This window comes from Actinomadura sp. B10D3, from assembly GCF_039871695.1.
GTDB lineage: Bacteria > Actinomycetota > Actinomycetes > Streptosporangiales > Streptosporangiaceae > Spirillospora > Spirillospora madurae.
Genome location: NZ_JBDPLY010000012.1, coordinates 135,165 through 154,114 on the forward strand (window position 1 = coordinate 135,165; position 18,950 = coordinate 154,114).

Here is an 18,950-nt window from a genome sequence, read left to right on the forward strand (position 1 = left end):
TGGGCGGGGACTTCTGCCAGACGCCGCCGCTTCCATGGTCCGCATGAAGACCAACCGGAAGACGATCGCCGCCGCGGCCGGTGCCGCCGGGCTCCTCGGGCTGGGCCTCTACCTCGCCGTCCCGGCCGCCGCCGACGACCCCTCGCCCTCCCCGTCGCCGAAGGCGACCAGGGAGTGGGGCCACCCAGGACGCCCCGGCTGGGGGCACCCGGGCATGGGAGGGCACCCGTTCCGGCGCGCGGGGGGCGTGCGCGGCGTCCACGGCGAGGCCACCGTGAAGCGCGACGGCGGTTTCCACCTCGCGACCTGGCAGCGCGGCGACATCACGTCCGCGTCCGCCACCGCGGTGACCGTCCGCAGCGAGGACGGCGTCTCGTGGACGTGGAAGGCCGACGACAAGACCCGTGTCCGGAAGGACGGCGACAAGTCCGCCATGACGGACCTGAAGAACGGCGACCGGGTCCTCGTCGCGGGCGAGCGCTCCGGCGACACCCGGACCGCCCGCTTCATCCGCGTCCCCAAACCCCGCTAGGCCCTTGCCCCCGGGCGGTACCTTCGGGCGAAGGGGACGGGACGAGATGACCTGCGGGAGCCCATGAGCGAGAGCCGGCGCGTGCTCGTCGTGGACGACGAGGCCAACATCCGCGACCTGATCGAGGTCGCGCTGCGTTTCCACGGCTTCGCCACCGTCACGGCGGGCACGGGCGAGGAGGCGTTCGCCGTGGCTCGCAGGGAGCGTCCCGACCTCGTCCTGCTGGACGTGATGCTCCCCGACCTGGACGGCTTCGAGGTGTGCCGGCGCCTGCGCGCGGACGGCGACCAGGTGCCGGTGATCTTCCTGACCGCGCGGGACACCCCGTCCGACACCGTCACGGGGCTCACGCTCGGCGGCGACGACTACGTCACCAAGCCGTTCTCGATCGAGGCGCTCATCGCGCGGGTGCGGGCGGTCCTGCGCCGGGCGGCCCAGCCCGCGGCCCCCGAGGACGCCGTCCTGCGCGTCGGCGACCTCGAACTGGACGAGGCGCAGTGGACGGTGCGCCGCGGCGGCGTCGCCGTCGACCTGTCGCCGACCGAGTTCCGGCTGCTGGCCTTCCTGATGCGGAACGCGGGCATGGTGCTCTCGCGCTCGCAGCTGCTGGAGGGCGTGTGGGGGTGGGACCACGGCAACCCGCAGGTCGTCGAGACCTACGTCAGCTACCTGCGCCGCAAGCTGGACCCGCTCGGCACCCCGCTCATCCACACCCAGCGCGGGGTCGGCTACGCGCTGCGGCCATGACGCTCAACGCCCGGCTGCTCACCGGCCTGCTCGCGGTCACCACGGCCGGGCTGGCCATCATGGGCCTGGTCAGCGCGCTGGTGCTGAACGGGTACCTGATGCACCGCGTGGACGCCGAGCTCCAGGCCTCCCGCGAGTACGCCGTGGCCAGGCTGCTCCGCCCCGGCTTCCACCAGCAGGGGGTGGCCCCGGCCCAGTTCGTGGTGCTGGCCGTGGGGCCGCAGGGGGCCGTCCGGGTGCTGAGCGGTGACGAGCCGTCCCCCGAACGGGCCGTCGCGGAGGTGCAGCGGCTCGGGACGGCCGGCCTCGCCGACCGCGCCGCGAGCGGGAAGCCGTTCTCCCTCCCCGGGCTGCGGGCGGTGGCGCGCCAGTGGCGGGGCGGCTTCGTCGTCGTGGCGTCCCCCCTCGACGACATCCACGCGGCGGTGCGCAACCTCGTCCTGTCCGAGATCGCCACGGCCGCCCTCCTGCTCGCCGTCCTGGTCGTGCTCGGCCGGTGGCTGATCCGCCGCGGCCTGCTGCCGCTGAGCCGGATGGCCGCCACCGCGAACGCGATCACCGCCGGCGGCGACCTGCGCGCCCGCATGCCGGACCCGGGGCAGCGCACCGAGACCGCCCGGCTCGCCTCCGCCATCAACGTGATGCTGGAGCGGATCGAGCAGGCGTTCTGGGCGCGCAGCCGGTCCGAGGCGCGCGTCCGCGAGTTCGCCGCCGACGCGTCCCACGAGCTGCGCACCCCGCTGACGGCCATCCAGGGCTACGCGGAGCTGTACCGGCACGGCGCCCTCGGGCCCGACGAGCTGCCCGACGCGATGCGCCGCATCGAGGAGGAGGCGAGCCGCATGAACAGCCTGGTCACCGACCTCCTCGAACTCGCCCGGCTCGACCGCGGCGCGTCGCTGAACCCCGTCCCGACGGACCTGGTCGCCCTCGCCAAGGACGCCATGGCCGACGCGACCGCCGCGGACCCGGACCGTCCCATCGTCCTGGACGCCCCCGAGACCCTCGTCGCGACCGTCGACGAGGCCCGCATCCGCCAGGTCTTCGCGAACCTGCTGGCCAACGTGCGTGCCCACACACCCCCCGGAACTTCCGCGACCATCCGCCTCGCGCCGGGCCTGATCGAGGTCTCGGACGAAGGACCGGGCATGTCCCCCGAGGACACCGCCCGCGCCTTCGAACGCTTCCACCGCGCGGGCGGGTCCGGGCTCGGCGGGACGGGGCTCGGGCTGCCCATCGTCGCCGCCATCGCCGCCGCCCACGGGGGACGCGCCGAACTGCTGTCCGCGCAATCCAAAGGGACGATCGTCCGCGTCACCCTCGGCTCCCGCTGAGCGGGACGGGACGGTGCCGCGACCCGCGGCGTCCTGCACAGTCCGATGGGTCGGCACCTCGAACCGAAGGATCCGCATGGCGGGCTGGAGTCACCGGTACGCGCGCATCAACGGCCTGGACGTCCACTACGTGGAGCAGGGGGAAGGACCGCTCGTCGTCCTCCTCCACGGGTTCCCGCATCTGTGGTTCAGCTGGCGCCACCAGATCGGGCCGATCGCCGGCGCCGGGTACCGCGTCGTGGCGCCCGACATGCGCGGAATGGGAGGCACCAGTGGCCCGGCGGACCACCGCGAGTACACCGTGGACCGGATCGTCGGCGACCTCACCGGGCTCCTCGACCACCTCGGCGAGACGAAGGCGGTGTTCAGCGGCCTGGACTTCGGCCTGTTCGCCGCCTACGACCTCGCCCACCACCACCCGGACCGCGTCGCCGCCATCATCGGTCTGGAGAACCCGTTCTTCACCCCGAGCAGGGAATCACCGCTGACGCTCGCGGCACGGCAGGCCAAGAGGCATTTCAACCACATCCACTACTTCGGCGCTCCCGAAGTCGCCGACCGGGAACTGGCCGCCGCGCCACGCGAGTTCCTGCGGAAGCTGTTCTACGCGCTCTCCAGCGACTACCACTATCTCGACGTCTGGCAGAAGCCGCCGGGGACGTCCTATATCGACGCGCTGCCGGAAACGCCGCCGCTCCCATGGACGTGGCTGACCGAAACGGAACTGGAGTTTTACGTCGACGCCTACAGCCGCAGTGGCTTCACGGGCGGGCTCAACTGGTACCGGGCCATGGATCTGTCCTGGGAGTACCGCAAGTCGTACGGGGACCGGAAGAACCCCGTCCCGTTCTACTTCATCGGCAGCGAACAGGACACCGACCTTGAGGGCTGGCACGGCCCCGATCCGCTGAGCAGGCTGGAGGACCACCATGCCGACCTCCGCGGCGTCCGGATGATCAAAGAGGCCGGCCACATGATGCAGATGGAGAAGCACGCCGAGACCACTGAGGCCATGCTCGAATTCCTCGCGGGAGGCACCCGGTGAGCCGCACCGAAGACCGGGTCGTGGTCGTCACCGGCGCCAGCCGCGGCGCCGGAAAGGGAATCGCGCTGGCGCTCGGCGAGACCGGCGCCACCGTCTACGTCACCGGACGGACCCGCGCCGAAGGCGACGCCGGCCTGCCCGGCACGGTGTTCGCCACCGCCGAGGAGATCGGCCGCCGCGGCGGCACGGGCGTCCCGGTGATCTGCGACCACTCCGACGACGCGCAGGTGGAGGCGCTGTTCTCGCAGGTCGAACGCGAGCACGGCCGGGTGGACATCCTCGTCAACAACGCGTTCACGGTTCCAAACGGCCTCGCCCGCAGGGGCCCGTTCTGGGAGAAGCCCCTGGCCCTTCAGGACATGTTCGACGTGGGCATGCGCTCGGCCTACGTCGCGAGCTACTACGCCGCCCCGCTCCTGATCCGCGGCGACGGCGGCCTCGTCGTCAACACCTCGTCCTTCGGGGGACGCTGCTATATGCACGGCCCCGCCTATGGCGCGGGAAAGGCCGCCGTCGACAAGATGGCCCACGACATGGCCGTCGATTTCCACCCCTACGGCGTCGCCGTCGTCTCCCTCTGGATGGGGCTCCTCAAGACGGAACGGAACAGGGCCCTCTTCGAAGGCGTCCCCGACCAGTACAAGGCGTTCGCCGCGGGCGCCGAGTCACCCGAATTCAGCGGCCGGGTCATCGACGCCCTCGCCCGCCACCCCCGGCTGATGGAGCGGACCGGGCAGGTCCTCATCGGCGCCGAGATCGGCGCGGAACTCGGGGTGGTGGACGTCGACGGCGGCACCCCGGCGTCCCATCGCGAGAAGCTCGGCGCCCCGCCCACCTTCAGCCCGGCCGTCGTGAAGTAGCGGCAACGTCTCCGGCCAGGCGGCGTCGACGCCTCCACGACGCGGTCAGCGCCGGACAAAGCATCGGGCAAGGGGTTTCCGCATATCCCCATTCCCTTTTCCAAGCCGCCGCGTTCGACCCCCCGCGCGCCGGTTAGGCACGGCGGTTCGGGAATACCCGTGGGACGTCCGGACGCCGCTGTCCGCATTCCCTCGGGACACCAAGGAGGGACCATGACCAACGTCGAGCAAGAGTCCACCCCCCGGACACAGCACACCGTGGCCGACCCCGCCCCGCTGGGGCTGGCGGCCCTCGCCCTGACCCTGTTCCTCCTGTCCGCCAAGAACGCCGGCTGGACCGACGGCACCGACGCCTGGCTCGGCTACGCCTTCGCCTACGGCGGCCTCGTCCAGCTGCTCGCCGGCATGTGGGGGTTCCGCGACCGGAACGTGTTCTGGTCCACGGCCTTCTCGTCCTTCGGCGCCTTCTGGATCGGCCTCGGCCTCTACGTCGTGCTCCTCGCCGGCCAGACCAACGCCGCGCAGGAGACCAACGACCTCGCCTGGATCCTGCTCGCGTTCGCGATCTTCAACGCCTACATGACGATCTGGGCGACGCAGGTCAACCAGGCCGTCCTCGCCGTGTTCGTCACCCTGGAGGCCACGCTGATCATCCTGTTCATCGGCTACTTCGCCGGCAGCGACGCCACGATCAAGATCGGCGGCTACATCGGGATCCTGACCGCCGTCTGCGCCTGGTACGCCTCCGCCGCCGGCGTCATCAACGGCATGACCGGCCGCACGTACCTCAGCGTCGGCAAGCCCCTGCTCAGGGAGATCATGCCCACCACCGGCTCCCGCCCCCGCTGACCCGAGAAACGCAGGGAACGATGGGCTTCCTCACCACCGACGACGGCACGAGGATCTTCTACAAGGACTGGGGCACCGGACGTCCCGTCGTCTTCAGCCACGGCTGGCCGCTCAACGTCGACGCCTGGGACGACCAGCTGAGACCTGTCGCCGAGAACGGCTTCCGGGCCATCGCCCACGACCGCCGCGGCCACGGCCGCTCCGACCAGCCGTGGAACGGCAACGACATGGACACCTACGCCGACGACCTCGCCCGGCTCCTGGACGAACTCGACGTGCGGGACGCCGTCCTCGTCGGCCACTCCACCGGCGGCGGCGAGGTCACCCGCTACATCGGCCGGCACGGCACCGGACGTGTCGCCGAGGTGGTCCTGCTCGGCGCCGTCCCGGCGCGTCCCGCTCGCAGGGAGCCGTGGACGCGTTCTGGCTGATGAGCATGCAGGTGGGCCTCAAGGGCGCCACCCTGAAGGTCTACCCCGGCGCCCCGCACGGCCTCACCGGCACCTACAAGGACGACTTCACCACCGACCTCCCCGGCTTCATCAAGTCCTGACCGGCGCCCGGTGGTCGAGACGCCTCCGCGCCAGGCGCACGCACCCCGGACGTCGAGCCGTGTCAGCGGCGGGCGGTGGCCAGGAACGCGACCAGGGAGAAGGTACCGGCGAGGACCTGCGCCACGAGGAACGCCGGGGCTGCGGACGGCGGAGCGTCCAGCGCCAGCAGTGCGGGCGCGCAGCCGAGCAGGGCGACGTCGATGCCTGTGAGGGCCCACAGGAACGGGCCGGTCGGCAGCGGGCCGGCGGGGGTGGGGATCACCGGCATCGAGTGATCGACCGGGCGCCGCCGCGCCATCCGCAGCGCCCCGGCGGACAGGGCCGGGGCCGCCGCCGGACCGAGCCCCCACGACACCGCCCCGGGCAGCGCGCCCACCACGGCCGGCCAGGCCAGGGCCAGCGTGAGCCAGGTGCCGCCGAGGACGGCGGGAAGGAGCGCACGCGCGGCCAGCGTCGCGCGGAACGGCACGCCCAGCAGGCGTGACAGGCCCGCCTCGTCGGCGTCGCGGCGCGCGCCGGCCGTGCCCGACACCGCCGCCGCCAGCGCACCGGTGGCCGCGGCCGCGACCGGCACCGTCCCGATGCCCGCCATGGCGGCGAGCGCGGGCAGCGCGGTGGAGGCCAGCAGGACGCCGATCCGGCGCGGGCGGCGTGCCAGCCTGCGCCAGTCGGCCCAGGCCACCGCCGCCGGAGCCGCCGGCCGTGCGGGCCACGGACGGGAACGCAGCAGGCGTCCCCGCCAATGGTGATCCTCGGCGATCCAGGTGAGGGCACCGGGGTCCAGGACGACCCACGCGGCGGCGACGTGACCGGTTCGTCGGGAGGCGTCCAGCAGGGGACGGGCGGGGATCCGTCCGAGCGCACCCCAGGCGAGTCGCAGCAGCAACGCGGTGACGGCCGCGCACGTGGCCGCCAGGGCCGCGCCCAAGGACACCGGCGCATCGGCGACAGCGGCGAGCAGGTTCCGACCGGGGCCGTTGCCGAGCGCCACCGCGATCACGGACGCCGACACCGCGCCGGCGATCAGCGCCTGCGTCAATGCGTCCCATACCGGGGACGACTGGGCCAGGACAGCCGACGCCGTCCCGCCGACCACCGCGCAGGCGCCCAGCACCACCGCGATGACCAGGCGCGGCATCGCATGGTCCGGCGCACCGAGCGCGGCGAGCAGCGCGACGCCCAGCACGGCGCCACCGGCGAGCGCCAGGATCAGGAGTATCGACGCGGTACGTCCGAGCACCCCGCGGCGCGGCAGCGGCGAGAGCACCAGCCAGGCGGCGTCGGCGGCGGACACCGAGACGGGCCCGAACGTGCGGGCGAGCGCGAGAAGACCCGCGTAGGTCAGCGCCACGAGGGCAAGCCCCGCCCCGGCGCGCGAGGGTTCGAACTCCCGCGCGAGCGAGGAGACCGCGGCCTGGGCGAGCTGCCAGAGCGGCACCGCCAGCATGACGGTCCCGGCGAGGATGGTGTAGCGGTCGGTCCAACTCGCCCGCGCCCTTCCGCGCCCCCGGATGTAGCGCCGGACCGCCCACACACCGGTCACGCGGCCTCCAACGTCACCCGACGGGCACCGCGGGCGAGATCCAGATCGTGCGTCGCCATCACCACGGTGCCGCCCTCGGCCGTGTAGCCGTCCAGGATGGACGCCAGCCGTCCGCGGAACAGCGGATCGAGACCGCGTTCCGGCTCGTCCAGCAGGAGCAACCGGCTCGGGCGCACCAGCCCCATCGCCAGGAACAGACGCTGCCGCAGCCCGGTCGACAGCGACAGCGGCGCCAGGTTCGCATGTCCCGTCAACCCGAACAGCTCCAGCGCCTCAGCGATCTCCAGGCGGGTCGAACGGTGGACGCCGCGCATCAATTCCAGGTGCTCGCGCACCGAAAGCCCCGGGTACCAGGCCGGTTCGTCCGCGACCAGGACGACATCGCGCCAGAACGCCGGCTCGTCCACCGGCGGCCCGCCGAACACGTCCACCCCTCCCGCCGACGTCCGCTGGAGCCCCGCCAGGCACCGCAACAGGGTCGACTTGCCCGTACCGTTCGCCCCGAGCACCGCGACGAAGTCACCGGCCGCCGCCTCGAACCCGACCGAGCGCAGGATCCGGACGCCGCCCAGCTCAACCCCGAGCCCGCGCACCACGATGATCTTCTCATCCACCCGCCGATGCTACGAGGCAGACGGCCGGGCCCCGGCCGCTTTCACCCCCGGGGGGTATCTGCCTGCGCATGCGCCATGTGCCGCCGTTGGTCCTCCCAGGTCGCGCCGAGGCTCGTCACCTTGATAGATCGAGGCCGCCTTGCCTTCGGGGCACTGGCAATGAGGACAGCCTGCCGGTCCACCACGGTCTTCGGTCTCCGCGTAACCGTCCAGATCAGGGAAGACCCCTTCCGGCTGAAGGCCCGCAGCTAATCAGCAGCTGTTCTGCTGGTAGAGAGTGACCTGCCATCTCGCCACGTGGTCTGAATCCTGAAACTCCGGGGTTGTGGGCGTACGCAGCTGACCTCTCTCGCTCTGATGGTAACCGTATTCTTGGCCGTTCTTCTTGTAATAACTCCAGGCACAGAACCCAGGACCGACGTAGAAGCCCTCAGCCTGCACCCACCCAAATTCCCTGTCTGTGCGCCTGCCGACCGGCAGGATCCTGTCGTAGAGGGCACCGCCATCGTCCCAGTCGTATATCACGCCGATGCCGACCGGGTTGTAGACGGAGTTATGGATGTAGCTTTTGACTTCCGCCGCAGATGCGGGAGGAGTGGTGAGCGAGAGCACGGCAACGGCTGCCAGGCCCAGCGCCGCCGACCTTCTCAGAGGTCTCATCGTAAACCTTCCCATCGGGCCCGAATGCCCGACATTTTCAACCGTGTGACCGACACCGGCGAGCATTCGAATCCCGACCCGCCGATCTTCCTCTCGCCAATGATGCGGTACACCGCCGGGTATTTTGTTACGTCAGAGTGCACAGCACTTACAGATCCGTGCACAGAGCACCCGTCCAGTGGCTTTGGCATCAGTCGCGACACGGGACGGCGCCAACATGGTCAGCCGGTAAGAGTCCACTGCGCGACTGTTCCGTCTCCGCATCCCGCACGCAGAGGTTGAGCTGGGCCGTCACTCGTGTTCAGCGTCGCCGTTCATGGCCTGGATGCGTGGTTCGGCTTCGGCACCGGGCCGTCGCCTGGACGGTGACCCACGTTGACGCGGTGTCCCGTAAGGCCTTCGGCGACGCCGTGCTCGTGACCGGGTCATCACGTCCACCTCCCCATCGGCATACCAAGCAACAGCCCCCACAACCACTTGAGCGGCAGCCGCTACGCCTGCTCGGACTCACCAGGCGAGTCGATCTCAAAGAAATGACAGAACGAGTCGCGACGGTGAGCAGGCTGGCGCCGTCCAGGCATAGGGACGGAGACTACGGGGCGCTGCCGGACGCTTCGCGCGAAGAGTGATGAGGTGCCGTGGTCAGTGCTTGGGGAGGAACACGCCGTATTCGGCGAACCGAGGGGTGAGGTCTGGAGGCAATGCCGTCAGCGCGGCGACCTCCTCGGGTGAGACGAAACCACCGGTCTGGTTCCGGACGTCGACGATGATGTTCGCCTGATCGGCCGTGAGGCCCAGGATGGTGGCCAGAGCCGGGGCCGGGGCATTGTTGATGTCCACAAGGCCACCGTCATCGTAGGTTCGGGGCAGGTCAGGGCGTCCGATGCGCATCTCCCTGGCGAGCCCGGGGTCATTTCGGGCGGTCTCGGCCGCCATGGCGCGCAGCTCGCGGCGCTGCCGCGCATCCTCCTCCGCCCTCTCGAACGCGCTTCTCCCGGCCCCCGACCCGCCGAAGACTCGGGGTCGGATCAAGAGAGCGTGAATGGTCCCGCCTAACGTCAAGAGAAGGAACACGATGAAATTGACGGCGAAACCAACACCCTCCTCGGCGGCGAACGTGGCGAGGAAGGTCACCCAGAGCGCGAAGTAGACGCCCGTCGACAGGATGTACGGCCAGGTCTTCCGTCGGACCGCCGCATAACCGAAGGTGAGCGGCGTTCCCAAACCCAATGTGATCACAGGGCTCAGCGCCCACGCGACACCTGCGACAGTGCGCCCTGTCCCCCCGTTTGTCATGTCTCATTCCTCCTCGTCCTATCAATCAGACGCCGAGGAGCAAGAGACGGACACACTCGGCCGCTGGCCACATACGGACCACCCTGAGCTTGCGTGCTGCACCCCGGAGGATGCGCAGGTCGAACGGCGCTCGGGGATCGTGAAGGTGTTGGCGAAGGGAGGTGAGGCCGCCGCTACGGCACTCACCCCGGCAGAACCAGGAAGGGCGCAGCTCCCGGTTCTGCTCAGCGGGAGGGACGGACACTCACGCTCGACCAGCCCAGAGACCTGCCCAGGCCCGCGGAGAATCAGCCGTACGCCGACCCGCGTCGTTCTGCGCGAATGAAGGCGGCCAAGTCACGGCGGCCCCTCGTCCTCCCGCCGGAAAGCCTGGCCAGCTACGGAAGCTGCACTCCGACCAGGCGAAGGCGCAACCCGTCCTCCAGGGGTGTCCTTGGCGATGCCCGGATGCTCGAGGACCTCCGGGACCACGTGAGACGGCGCCCCTTGCGCGCAGGCACACCGCAAGCGCCAGCTCGCCGACAAGCTCAAGCTCGGCAAGTCCTGGAAGGGTGCCGACAAGGAAGCGGACGGCTACGTGTTCGCCACCGGATGGTGGCCGCGCGGCTCGGGCACGCTGACCCGTCCATCACGCTCCGGGTCTACGCCCACGTGATCAATCAGCAGCTCGTCGAGGCAGCCGAGATCTTTGCCAAGCGAGTGGAGGACGTGACCTAGATCAGATGCGCTGTTAGCAAGACCGTTAGCAAAAGCCCCCTCGCAGAAGATCGCAAGGGGGCTTTGAGCTGGGCGCACCCGAAGGGATTCGAACCCCTAACCTTCTGATCCGTAGTCAGATGCTCTATCCGTTGAGCTACGGGTGCCTGCCGGAGCTAACTGTACCGGCTCCTTGGACCTGTGGGCGAATCGGTTGCCGGACGCGGGGGCGCAGCACAGGTGTGACTTGAGTCACGGAACCCGTTGTGGCGAAGCTACGCCAAAGGTGTGATTGAGACGGGCGTGACCTGGGAGTCTTGACCCCGTCCAAGCCCAACCCCCCCTGAAGGAGACACCCCATGCGCATTTCCGCCACCAAGCTGGTCGGCGTCCTCGCCGTTGGCGGCCTGATGCTCGGTTTGACGGGCTGTGGCGCGATCGACACCATCGCGGGCGGGAAGAAGAAGACCGCCTGCAAGAACATCGAGACGGAGCTGCGCAGCTTCTCGACCAGCGGAATGTCGATGTCGTCCCCCAGCGGCGCCTCGGCGACGGCGCAGAAGTTCTCTGACACGGCCTCCAAGGTTCGGTCTGAGGGCCAGAGCGCCGGCGGGGACGTCGAGACGGCCGCGACCGCGTTCGCCGGCGACCTCGACGAGACCGCGTCGCTTCTGCGGAGCCTCCAGTCCGGCTCCACGAGCCCGCGCCAGCCCAACCTTACGAGCATGCGGCAGCACGGCAACGACCTGGCCGAGGCCTGCGGGTTCACCGGCTTCCGCCTGGGCTGACGATCGGCGCACCCGCTCCCGCGGCCCCGGGAGCACACGCGCCCGAAGGCGTGTCCGACTATCCTGACGAGCACGCAGGTCAGACTTTGCCGGTTGGCTCGCCGAACCGGTAGCCTGTCCTGAGCCTGATGGCTGCTGGAGGATTCGCCTAGTCCGGTCTATGGCGCCGCACTGCTAATGCGGTTTGGGTGCAAGCCCATCCGGGGTTCAAATCCCCGATCCTCCGCCACTCTGACCAGGGACTTCGTTCGAGATTGCGATCTTGAGCGAAGTCCCTGTCGCGTTCCAGATGTCCGTTTCTCCTGTCCTGGTGTGCACATGGTGTGCACGGGATGTCGTCGGAGTGCTTTCGTCGCCGGACGATGCGGGTGCTGGTCGTCTCGGCTTTGATTACCCTGCGTGTTGACCGCGCCGGTTGCGTCGGTCCGCAAGCGAGATCACGTTGGCGGCGTCAGGTGTGCTCTGCCGCGTCCGACGAGGGACGACCGCAGCCACCGCCTCAGCGGCTGCCCGGGACACCTCGGGAAGTACTGAGGTGTAGGTGTCGGCGGTGAACGAGTGGCGGGCGTGGCCGAGGGTCTCGCTGATCACTTTCATGTTGACGTTGCCGAGCAGGGCGAGTGTCGCGGCTCCGTGCCGTAGATCGTGGAAGCGGATCGGCGGCAGCGGCTCACCTCCCGTCGCCACCTGGACGGGTGCGAACAGAGATCCGGTGGTGACGAGCGATCCTGTCGATGGACCAGCCCTCGACGGAGTGCTTGTCCTGGACGAGTCCGTACTTCTTGATCAGTTCCTCGAACCGCGTGGAGATCCACTGGGGACGCAGGCGTGCCCCGTCCTCGCGGGTGAAGACCCGTCCGGAGTCCACCCATACCTCGGGGCCAGCGGCGGATCTTTCTCGTTCCTGGACGGTCCGCCGTCCAGCAGTACCGAGATGGTCGCCTCGTCCAGCGCCACGGTGCGCTCGCCGGCCTCGGACTTGGTGTCGTCGTACTCCTCGGCCTGGCTCTCGGAACCAGGGCGCGTCTCGCGGACGGTCAGCGTGCCCGCGTCCTAGAGGTCGGTATCCGCCCAGGCCAGTCCCGCGACCTCGGCTCGACGCAGCCCGCGGAAGGCGACCAGGTGGAAGAGGGCGTACAACCGCTCGTCCGCGATGAAGTCGAGGAAGGCGCCCGTCTGGGCGGGCGTCCAGACCATCACCGGCCCGGGTACCTTTCCGGTCTCCTGCCACCGCTGGACGCGTTCGGTCGTCCAGACCAGCGGCTTCGCCCGCCTCCCCCTGACGCGAGGTGTTTCCACGTGCGCGATCGGGTTCTCCCTCAGGCGCTTGGACTTCACCGCCCAGTTGAGAGCCGAAAGCAGAACCGCGTGGATCTTCCTCACCCGCGTCGGGGAGATGGGCTTGGTCTGTTTGCGGCGGCGAGCCTCTCCTACCTTGAGCTGTCGCGTTGAATAGGCGCGGACTTCAAGCAGGCGCCGGAGCATCTCGCTCGGCTTCGTCCCGTCAGGGAGGGGGCGGTTGATCTGCATGATCGCCTCATACAGCGCGATCACATGCTTGTCCCTCAGATCGACCAGCTTGAGGTGTCCCAGGCCGGGCACCAGGTAGAGCTGGACGATCTCCGTATAGTCCGCGAACGTCGAGGCGGACAGGCTCTCCTTCTTGGCAGGAAGCCAGATCGTCTCCAGGTATGCGCCCGTCTTCAGGCTCCGATCCAGCTGTCGTCCATGGATCTCGAACTTGGCGAGTTCTTCCGTGAGCGCTTGCTGCGCGGCCTTCTTCGTCTTGAACGGGCCGACGGTTGGCTGTCTTCGTCGGCCGCTGCTTCCTGCGGGTGCGCCCGCCGCACACCCCGCCCTGCCTCAGCTCCGCTCCGAACTGCTCCATGCCCGGCGCCGCGGCAGGTACGACAGCATCGAAAACGACGAGGAACTGCAGGCGATCAGCCGCACCCTCATCGAACGGCTGACCGGGTACTGATCTTCTTGCTACTGATTACAGGCCCGGACCGAGTTGTCGTGCCCCGGCGTCTTGCCACTCGACGAGTCCACCGGTCAGGTGCGGCTGGAAGGGTCCCGCGACTTCGATGGGCGCCCGCTCGTAAGCCTTCAGGAGGGTTCGACCCGTGCCTCGCCTCCGGCACCCGTCGACCGACGCACGCGGCCTGGTCCAGTGCGTGCGTCGGTCACGGCCCGCTTCTCCGGCTCGAGCCCTACTCGGCGTCGCCGGTCTCGGCCTCGGATTCAATCGGTGGTAGACCTCGTGCCAGCGCTCTCCTCCTGCTCACCCGCCTCGAGGGCGGCGTAGCGGCGCCATTCAAGTTCGTCGCGTTCCGCGTCCGGGATCGTCATTGACTCCGCGAGCACGGCGGCGAGCGCGTCCACGTGTGCGTTCTCTATGTCGGCCTGGAAGATCAACCGAATGTTCTCATCGGGCGTGATGACGTCAATCGCCGAGCGCCCGTTTCCGTCCTGTGCGGCCGCCCGTACGTACCGCACCTGGTCAATCGAAATCTCCTGACCGAGCTGTCCTTGCTTACGGAATCCGAGTCGGGTGTTGATTCGTCCACATCCGGTGAGATAGCGGTATCGCTCTGGCCGTTCTCATCAGGCTCGGAGTCATCCATCGAATCCGAAGTGTCCTGCATGCGTTTCTCCTTATGGGGGGCGTCGGGGGTGCCGGTGTTCGCTGGTGGAGAACGACGGCACAGCGTGCCGTCCCTGTCTTCGGCTAATTGGGCAGTTGGTGTACGTGGCACCGCCCCTCAGGTAGTTCCTTGGCAGCACTGCGGATGACGTGCTCGTGGTGCGTGAAGATGATGACCTGGAACCGGTCCGCCAAGCCGTCCAGGACTCGTAGCGCCGCCTCGGTTCGCGGTTCGTCGAACGTCATGAAGATGTCGTCGACGGCGATGGGGAGGGCGTTGCCGACTGCGGCATGGCGCTCGAGAGTGGCCAGGCGCAGCGCCAGGTACAGCTGGTCGCGCGTGCCCTCACTCAGGGCGGTGGGTGCCAGCAGCTTTCCCGTGGCCGACTTGGCGCGGATGCTCGGGCGCTCCTCGTCGGACAGTTCGAGCCCGGTGTAGCGGCCGAGGCTCAACTGAACGAACATCTCGGAGGCCTGCGCCAGGACGGGTTCTTGGTCGCTGCTCCGGTACTCCTCTATGCAGGCCAGGATGGCGATCCTCGCGGCTTCCAGGCGCAGGAACTCTTCGGCGCCCTCGGCGAGTTCGGCGCAGATCTGGGCGATTTCGGCCTCGGCGCGGGCGGCCTCGCCGCCCCCGTTGAGACCGTCGAGCACCTGCCGTCGCGCCAAACGCTGTTCGAGCCAGGCGGCTTTGGCCTCCTCCAGTCCCTCGATCTCACGGTCGAGTTCGGTCAGCTCGTCGGTGAGGTCCTCAGCGGACGTCTTCTCCGCCTGCTCGCGAAGGATGATCAGCGCCTGCCCCGCCGGAAGAGTCCGCCGGATGTTCGCGAGAGCGGTGGACTTCTCTCTCAGGGCGGCAGCGCGCTGAACGGCCGCCTCCAGTTCGGCGATCGAGGAGAGGTCGAGGCGTGCGGAGAAGTCCTGCAAGCGGCTTTCCAGCCCGCTCAGTTCAGCCTCCGCGTCGCTTACCCGTTTGGCGAGGTCGGCCTTTTGTTCGAGCAGGTTCGCGCGTTGCTTCGCGCCGTCCCGCTGCTCCTCCAGGTCCTGCGCCAACAGCTCAATGGCTTGGCGCCAACCGGTGACGGCTGTCGGCGCACTCCGGCCACAGGCACTGAGCGTGTTCTCCAGCAGTTGCCCGAACTCGGAGATCCGCTGCTCGCCTTGGAGGAGTTTCTGCTCCATCGCCTCCGCAGCATCGACGGCCGCCGCCACGTGGGACAGGCTTTCCAGGTCCGTGAGAGCAGTGTCGAAGTCGCGGTCGGTGGCGAGTCCTGTGCTGCTCAGGAAGCGCTGCCATTGCCCATCGTGGACGGCCACGGCCTTCTCGGCACCGTCCTTCACCGATTCCGCTTCCTTGAGGTCGGTTTCCGCGTTGGCGATGTCGCGCTGTAGAGCTTCTCTTTCTCGGGCGATCTGCTGGTGTTCGTCAAGGCGTTCACGTGCCATCTCGACGATCTCGGCGAACATCACGGAGGCCTGGGCTGTACCCACGACGACCGGCGTGCCCTCACCGAGGCGCAGCAGGTGCTGGAGCCTGACCGTGTGGGCGTCGAGGCGTTCGCGCTGGCCTTCGAGCTCGATGCGGACATCCTGGAGTTCTTGCGCGTCGACCTGGAGCCGGCCGAAGGCGTCCAGGACCTTGTTCGCCTCTTCGACATCGGGCGCAGGAGCCGGATACCCCTCCCACAACGACTCCCAGCGCCGCTGGTCCAGCGCCTGTTCGGCGAGCACGTCCTCCACGGCCGTCTGATGGGCGGGTACGGCCGCTTCCAGGTCGGTGATCTCGCGCGAAAGCTCAGCCCGCTTGTTGACGCTCTCCGCATGCCGCAACATCATGTCGGCGGTGTCGTCGGCCTGCCGGACGGCCTCGCTGAGCGAGTCCATGATGCTCGGATCGTCGCGGAACCGCGCGATGAGATCGTCACGCTCTGCTCGGCGCGCTTGAAGCTCGTCGTGTGTCGGCGGCGCGTCATCGGTCACGAGCCGCTCGAGGTCCCGCCGGCACTTCGCCAGTTGCCGTTGGACGTCGTCGAGCTCTCTGGCGCGATCATCGAACCGCTGCTTGAGGTCGCGGAAAGCCTGCACGGCTCCGGTGACCTGCTCCTGGTCGGGGAGCCGGAGCTCCAGGACGTCGGCGGGTGCGAGCTCAGGCAGTCCGAGCCGGTTCCGCGCCTGGCGGAACCGGCGGTCCTTCTTCTTCTCGCTCGCCTCCGTTTCAGCGAGCTTCCCTGGTAGGTCCGCGGGGATCGATGCGCACGCGTTCCGCAACTGCGAGGCATCCTCGCCCACCGGGAGGGCGCTCAGCTCCTTACCGAGTCGCTCGTGCTTCTCGCGGCATCGCTTCACCGTGTCGCGCGCATGATCGAGGTCATCGCGGAGCGTCCGGCCCTGGTCCCGGAGCTCCCGTCCCTTCCTACGCAGAGCGTCCGGAATCCGGTAGAGCCCTTCGTCGGCCAGAGTCGCATGCGGGTAAACGTCACGCAGCCGCGACTCGGCTTGGTCCCGCTTGTCTGCGATCTCGTCGGACGCCGAGTTCTGCCGGTCCAGCTCGTCGACGATCGCCGTGATGTCCTTGGTCAACTGGTCGATCTCGGCGGCATGCGGGAGGAGCGAGTCGTCCTGCACCGTTTCAGAGAGTTGCCGCTCGGCTCGCTTGAGGAGGTCGGCGTTCGTCGAGTGCACGGCCTTGTGCTCGCTTCGCCGTTGGAGCAGTTCCGGGAGTTGAGCGCGGATGTCGTCGGGGGCCACCGGCCCTTGGGCACTGATCTCCTCGATCTGTTCTTCGAGATCACGGCACTGATCCAGCGCGGGCAGGTTCTGCTGGAGTCGACGCTTGGCATCCCGCAACCGCTGCGCAGCCCGCCACTCGGCCTCGGTCTCGGCGAGGCGTCGCTCCGCCTCGGCCGCAGACTGTTCGGCCTCCCAGTACCGCTCGGGGCGGAGGGTCGCCTCGCGGGACCTCTGCCAGAGACCTTTCAGCCGGTCCAGCGCAGCATTGATCGCAGGCTTCTTTCCCTGCTTCAGGAACAGCTCGCGCTGGCGGAGCTCGATCTTGTCCAGGACGGCGTTGAGGCGCATCCCCGACCGTGCGGCGGCGAGTAGTTGGGCCATGTCGCCCTCGCCGGAGGCGAGCAGTTCACCGCCCTTGCGGAGTTCGGCGCTGTTGAGGGCGAACTCGGTGGTGAAGGTCTTGCGGTCGACGCCACCGAGGAAGGGGGCGAGCGCCTCTTCGCTGAGCGGGTTCCCGTCACCGTCCACGAGGTCGTCCTTGCGCTTCTTCCGGCGGACGATCTCCAAGGCCACCCCGTCGGCCGCTGAGAGCCGGGCACCGAGCCGTGTCCGGTTCCCGTGCAGGAAGGCGTAGCGGGAGTTGTGGTGAATGCCGTACAGCAGCTGATCGAAAGCGCTGAGCGCCGTGGACTTGCCTGCTTCGTTGGGGCCGTAGACCAGATGGACGCCGGCCCTGCCCAGACCGTCCAGGCTGTGGCCGTCGAAGGCGCCGTAGGCGATCAGATCGAGACGTTCTATGCGCATTCCGGTCACCGCGCTTCCTGCAGCAGGGACTCCACGAGCTGGTAAGCCTCGTCGGCCAGGTTCCCAACCCACTCCGGATCGTTCGGGGCGATGCCCTCCGGGCCCCTGATCTGGGCCGGGATCCTTCCGATGAGCGGGTGACTCGAGAGCCTGGCCATCAGACCGTCCGGATCGGCTCCGAGTACGGAGAGGGCGCGGCGAAGGTCGGTCAGGATCCCGGAAGTGCTCGCGGCCGAGTCGCCGCTGTCTTCACCGGACGTGCAGACCTTGATCTTCTCCAGCCACAGGTTCGGGTGGTGACCGGCCGCCGCGCGGAGCTCGTTGAGGATCTTTTCGTGATCACGCCACAGCGCGGAGTGCGCCGACGTCGCACCGGTGAGGGTTACCCGGACGGCGGTCAGCCGTTGCTCCGGGATCTCCTGGAAGCGCTGCTCGACGAGGCTGAGTACCTGGTCGATGTCGTCGCGGCCCGTGACGTCGACGTCGAGGCTCTCCCAGCGGGCGGTGTCCAGGTCATGGTGCTCGACCGATTCGACCTGGAGGTCGCTGTCCACGGTGACGACGATGCAGCCCTTGGGTCCCGTCTCACGGGCGTGCCGGCCCTGGATGTTGCCGGGGTAGACGATCCACGGCTCCCGACTGATGATCTGCTGGGTGTGGACGTGGCCGAGCGCCCAGTAGTCGTAGTCCCGCGCCTGGAGGTCCGCGACGGTGCAGGGCGCGTATCGCTTGTGATCGGAGTAGCCGCCCTCGAGACCGGTGTGCAGCAAGCCGACGTTGAACAGGCCACCGTCACGCGCTGGATATCCGGCGGCGAGGTTGTCGCTCAAGTCCCATCGGGCGAAGCCTTGGCCGTGAACGGCAAGCCCCGCCTGTTCGTTCCGGACGGTCTCGGGCTTCCCCGTCGCGAAGACGTGCACATTGTCGGGGAGCTTGAGTGTGCGCATCGTGCGGTTCTGCGCGTCGTGATTGCCGGAGACCATGTAGACGGGGATGCCGGCCTGTCCGAGGAGTGCCATCTGCCGGCTGAAGTAGAGGCCGGTCTGGTAGTCCTTCCACTCCCCGTCGTACACGTCGCCGGCCAGCAGCACGGCGTCCACGGACAGGTCGGTCGCGAGCCGGACGAGGTTGTCGAGGGCTCTCCGAGTCGCCAGCCTCAGGTCGTCCTCCGGAGCTCCCTCGTAGCGGGACAGGCCCCGCAGTGGGCTGTCGATGTGAAGATCGGCGGCATGCAGGATCTTCATGCTCTCC

General features: G+C 68.9%; 19 protein-coding genes and 2 tRNA genes. 10 read left to right on the plus strand and 11 right to left on the minus strand.

Annotated features, from left to right (window positions below):
* Positions 1 to 43 precede the first annotated feature (43 nt).
* From ABGB11_RS19755 to ABGB11_RS19790, 8 genes are all read left to right on the plus strand, one after another.
* On the plus strand, positions 44 to 532 hold the full coding sequence (locus ABGB11_RS19755) for a DUF5666 domain-containing protein (RefSeq protein ID WP_347634812.1): 489 nt from the start codon (positions 44 to 46) through the stop codon (positions 530 to 532).
* A gap of 63 nt (positions 533 to 595) precedes the next feature.
* Positions 596 to 1,279: a response regulator transcription factor gene (locus tag ABGB11_RS19760; protein WP_347634814.1), complete on the plus strand. Its 684-nt coding sequence runs from the start codon at positions 596 to 598 to the stop codon at positions 1,277 to 1,279.
* Positions 1,276 to 2,613, plus strand: a complete 1,338-nt coding sequence (locus ABGB11_RS19765) for a HAMP domain-containing sensor histidine kinase (RefSeq protein WP_347634816.1) — start codon at positions 1,276 to 1,278, stop codon at positions 2,611 to 2,613. Before ABGB11_RS19760 ends, ABGB11_RS19765 begins: the two co-directional genes overlap by 4 nt.
* A 76-nt stretch (positions 2,614 to 2,689) precedes the next feature.
* The gene (locus ABGB11_RS19770; protein ID WP_347634818.1) at positions 2,690 to 3,658 is read left to right on the plus strand and encodes an alpha/beta hydrolase; all 969 of its coding nucleotides are present in this window, start codon (positions 2,690 to 2,692) and stop codon (positions 3,656 to 3,658) included.
* The gene (locus ABGB11_RS19775; protein WP_347634820.1) at positions 3,655 to 4,518 is read left to right on the plus strand and encodes an SDR family NAD(P)-dependent oxidoreductase; all 864 of its coding nucleotides are present in this window, start codon (positions 3,655 to 3,657) and stop codon (positions 4,516 to 4,518) included. The genes ABGB11_RS19770 and ABGB11_RS19775 overlap by 4 nt, the downstream gene beginning before the upstream one ends.
* A gap of 213 nt (positions 4,519 to 4,731) precedes the next feature.
* Complete coding sequence (locus ABGB11_RS19780; RefSeq protein WP_347634822.1) at positions 4,732 to 5,367, plus strand: acetate uptake transporter; 636 nt, start codon at positions 4,732 to 4,734, stop codon at positions 5,365 to 5,367.
* A 20-nt stretch (positions 5,368 to 5,387) separates the two neighbouring features.
* A complete protein-coding gene (locus ABGB11_RS19785; protein ID WP_347634824.1) occupies positions 5,388 to 5,798 on the plus strand; it encodes an alpha/beta hydrolase in 411 nt (136 codons plus the stop codon).
* On the plus strand, positions 5,780 to 5,920 hold the full coding sequence (locus tag ABGB11_RS19790) for a hypothetical protein (protein WP_347634826.1): 141 nt from the start codon (positions 5,780 to 5,782) through the stop codon (positions 5,918 to 5,920). Before ABGB11_RS19785 ends, ABGB11_RS19790 begins: the two co-directional genes overlap by 19 nt.
* A gap of 62 nt (positions 5,921 to 5,982) precedes the next feature.
* Here the strand turns inward: ABGB11_RS19790 and ABGB11_RS19795 are convergent, their stop codons facing one another.
* The 5 genes from ABGB11_RS19795 to ABGB11_RS19815 all read right to left on the minus strand — a co-directional run bounded on the left by ABGB11_RS19795 (position 5,983) and on the right by ABGB11_RS19815 (position 10,897).
* The gene (locus tag ABGB11_RS19795; protein WP_347634828.1) at positions 5,983 to 7,464 is read right to left on the minus strand and encodes a DUF6297 family protein; all 1,482 of its coding nucleotides are present in this window, start codon (positions 7,462 to 7,464) and stop codon (positions 5,983 to 5,985) included.
* Positions 7,461 to 8,078 carry an ABC transporter ATP-binding protein gene (locus ABGB11_RS19800; RefSeq protein WP_347634830.1) on the minus strand — a complete coding sequence of 206 codons (618 nt, stop codon included), beginning with the start codon at positions 8,076 to 8,078 and terminating at the stop codon, positions 7,461 to 7,463. Before ABGB11_RS19800 ends, ABGB11_RS19795 begins: the two co-directional genes overlap by 4 nt.
* A 252-nt stretch (positions 8,079 to 8,330) precedes the next feature.
* Positions 8,331 to 8,804, minus strand: a complete 474-nt coding sequence (locus ABGB11_RS19805; protein WP_347634832.1) for a hypothetical protein — start codon at positions 8,802 to 8,804, stop codon at positions 8,331 to 8,333.
* 576 nt (positions 8,805 to 9,380) lie between these two features.
* Complete coding sequence (locus tag ABGB11_RS19810) at positions 9,381 to 9,977, minus strand: helix-hairpin-helix domain-containing protein (RefSeq protein ID WP_347634834.1); 597 nt, start codon at positions 9,975 to 9,977, stop codon at positions 9,381 to 9,383.
* 847 nt (positions 9,978 to 10,824) lie between these two features.
* Positions 10,825 to 10,897, minus strand: a tRNA-Arg gene (locus tag ABGB11_RS19815).
* A gap of 192 nt (positions 10,898 to 11,089) precedes the next feature.
* Here ABGB11_RS19815 and ABGB11_RS19820 point away from each other — a divergent pair.
* Both ABGB11_RS19820 and ABGB11_RS19825 read left to right on the plus strand, forming a co-directional pair.
* Positions 11,090 to 11,518, plus strand: a complete 429-nt coding sequence (locus tag ABGB11_RS19820; RefSeq protein ID WP_347634836.1) for a hypothetical protein — start codon at positions 11,090 to 11,092, stop codon at positions 11,516 to 11,518.
* Between the two features lie 137 nt (positions 11,519 to 11,655).
* Positions 11,656 to 11,747: transfer RNA gene (locus ABGB11_RS19825), tRNA-Ser, on the plus strand.
* 161 nt (positions 11,748 to 11,908) lie between these two features.
* Here the strand turns inward: ABGB11_RS19825 and ABGB11_RS19830 are convergent.
* The 6 genes from ABGB11_RS19830 to ABGB11_RS19855 all read right to left on the minus strand — a co-directional run bounded on the left by ABGB11_RS19830 (position 11,909) and on the right by ABGB11_RS19855 (position 18,943).
* Entirely contained in the window at positions 11,909 to 12,205 is a 297-nt protein-coding gene (locus tag ABGB11_RS19830) for a tyrosine-type recombinase/integrase (RefSeq protein WP_230298594.1), read from the minus strand.
* Positions 12,189 to 12,386, minus strand: a complete 198-nt coding sequence (locus ABGB11_RS19835; RefSeq protein WP_347634838.1) for a hypothetical protein — start codon at positions 12,384 to 12,386, stop codon at positions 12,189 to 12,191. The genes ABGB11_RS19830 and ABGB11_RS19835 overlap by 17 nt, the downstream gene beginning before the upstream one ends.
* A gap of 185 nt (positions 12,387 to 12,571) precedes the next feature.
* Entirely contained in the window at positions 12,572 to 13,252 is a 681-nt protein-coding gene (locus tag ABGB11_RS19840; RefSeq protein WP_347634960.1) for a hypothetical protein, read from the minus strand.
* Between the two features lie 510 nt (positions 13,253 to 13,762).
* A complete protein-coding gene (locus ABGB11_RS19845) occupies positions 13,763 to 14,017 on the minus strand; it encodes a hypothetical protein (RefSeq protein ID WP_347634840.1) in 255 nt (84 codons plus the stop codon).
* Positions 14,018 to 14,249: 232 nt separating this feature from the next.
* Positions 14,250 to 17,699 (minus strand): AAA family ATPase, encoded by a 3,450-nt coding sequence (locus ABGB11_RS19850; protein ID WP_347634962.1) that lies wholly within the window; start codon positions 17,697 to 17,699, stop codon positions 14,250 to 14,252.
* Positions 17,700 to 17,704: 5 nt separating this feature from the next.
* Positions 17,705 to 18,943, minus strand: coding sequence for a DNA repair exonuclease (locus ABGB11_RS19855; protein ID WP_347634842.1), 1,239 nt, complete (start codon positions 18,941 to 18,943; stop codon positions 17,705 to 17,707).
* Positions 18,944 to 18,950 lie beyond the last annotated feature (7 nt).

Coding starts and splice junctions, on each gene's coding strand:
- ABGB11_RS19755 (WP_347634812.1), top strand. CDS start 44: ATGAAGACCAACCGGAAGACGATCGCCGCCGCGGCCGGTGCCGCCGGG.
- ABGB11_RS19760 (WP_347634814.1), top strand. CDS start 596: ATGAGCGAGAGCCGGCGCGTGCTCGTCGTGGACGACGAGGCCAACATC.
- ABGB11_RS19765 (WP_347634816.1), top strand. CDS start 1,276: ATGACGCTCAACGCCCGGCTGCTCACCGGCCTGCTCGCGGTCACCACG.
- ABGB11_RS19770 (WP_347634818.1), top strand. CDS start 2,690: ATGGCGGGCTGGAGTCACCGGTACGCGCGCATCAACGGCCTGGACGTC.
- ABGB11_RS19780 (WP_347634822.1), top strand. CDS start 4,732: ATGACCAACGTCGAGCAAGAGTCCACCCCCCGGACACAGCACACCGTG.
- ABGB11_RS19785 (WP_347634824.1), top strand. CDS start 5,388: ATGGGCTTCCTCACCACCGACGACGGCACGAGGATCTTCTACAAGGAC.
- ABGB11_RS19805 (WP_347634832.1), bottom strand. CDS start 8,804: ATGCTCGCCGGTGTCGGTCACACGGTTGAAAATGTCGGGCATTCGGGC.
- ABGB11_RS19820 (WP_347634836.1), top strand. CDS start 11,090: ATGCGCATTTCCGCCACCAAGCTGGTCGGCGTCCTCGCCGTTGGCGGC.
- ABGB11_RS19850 (WP_347634962.1), bottom strand. CDS start 17,699: ATGCGCATAGAACGTCTCGATCTGATCGCCTACGGCGCCTTCGACGGC.
- ABGB11_RS19855 (WP_347634842.1), bottom strand. CDS start 18,943: ATGAAGATCCTGCATGCCGCCGATCTTCACATCGACAGCCCACTGCGG.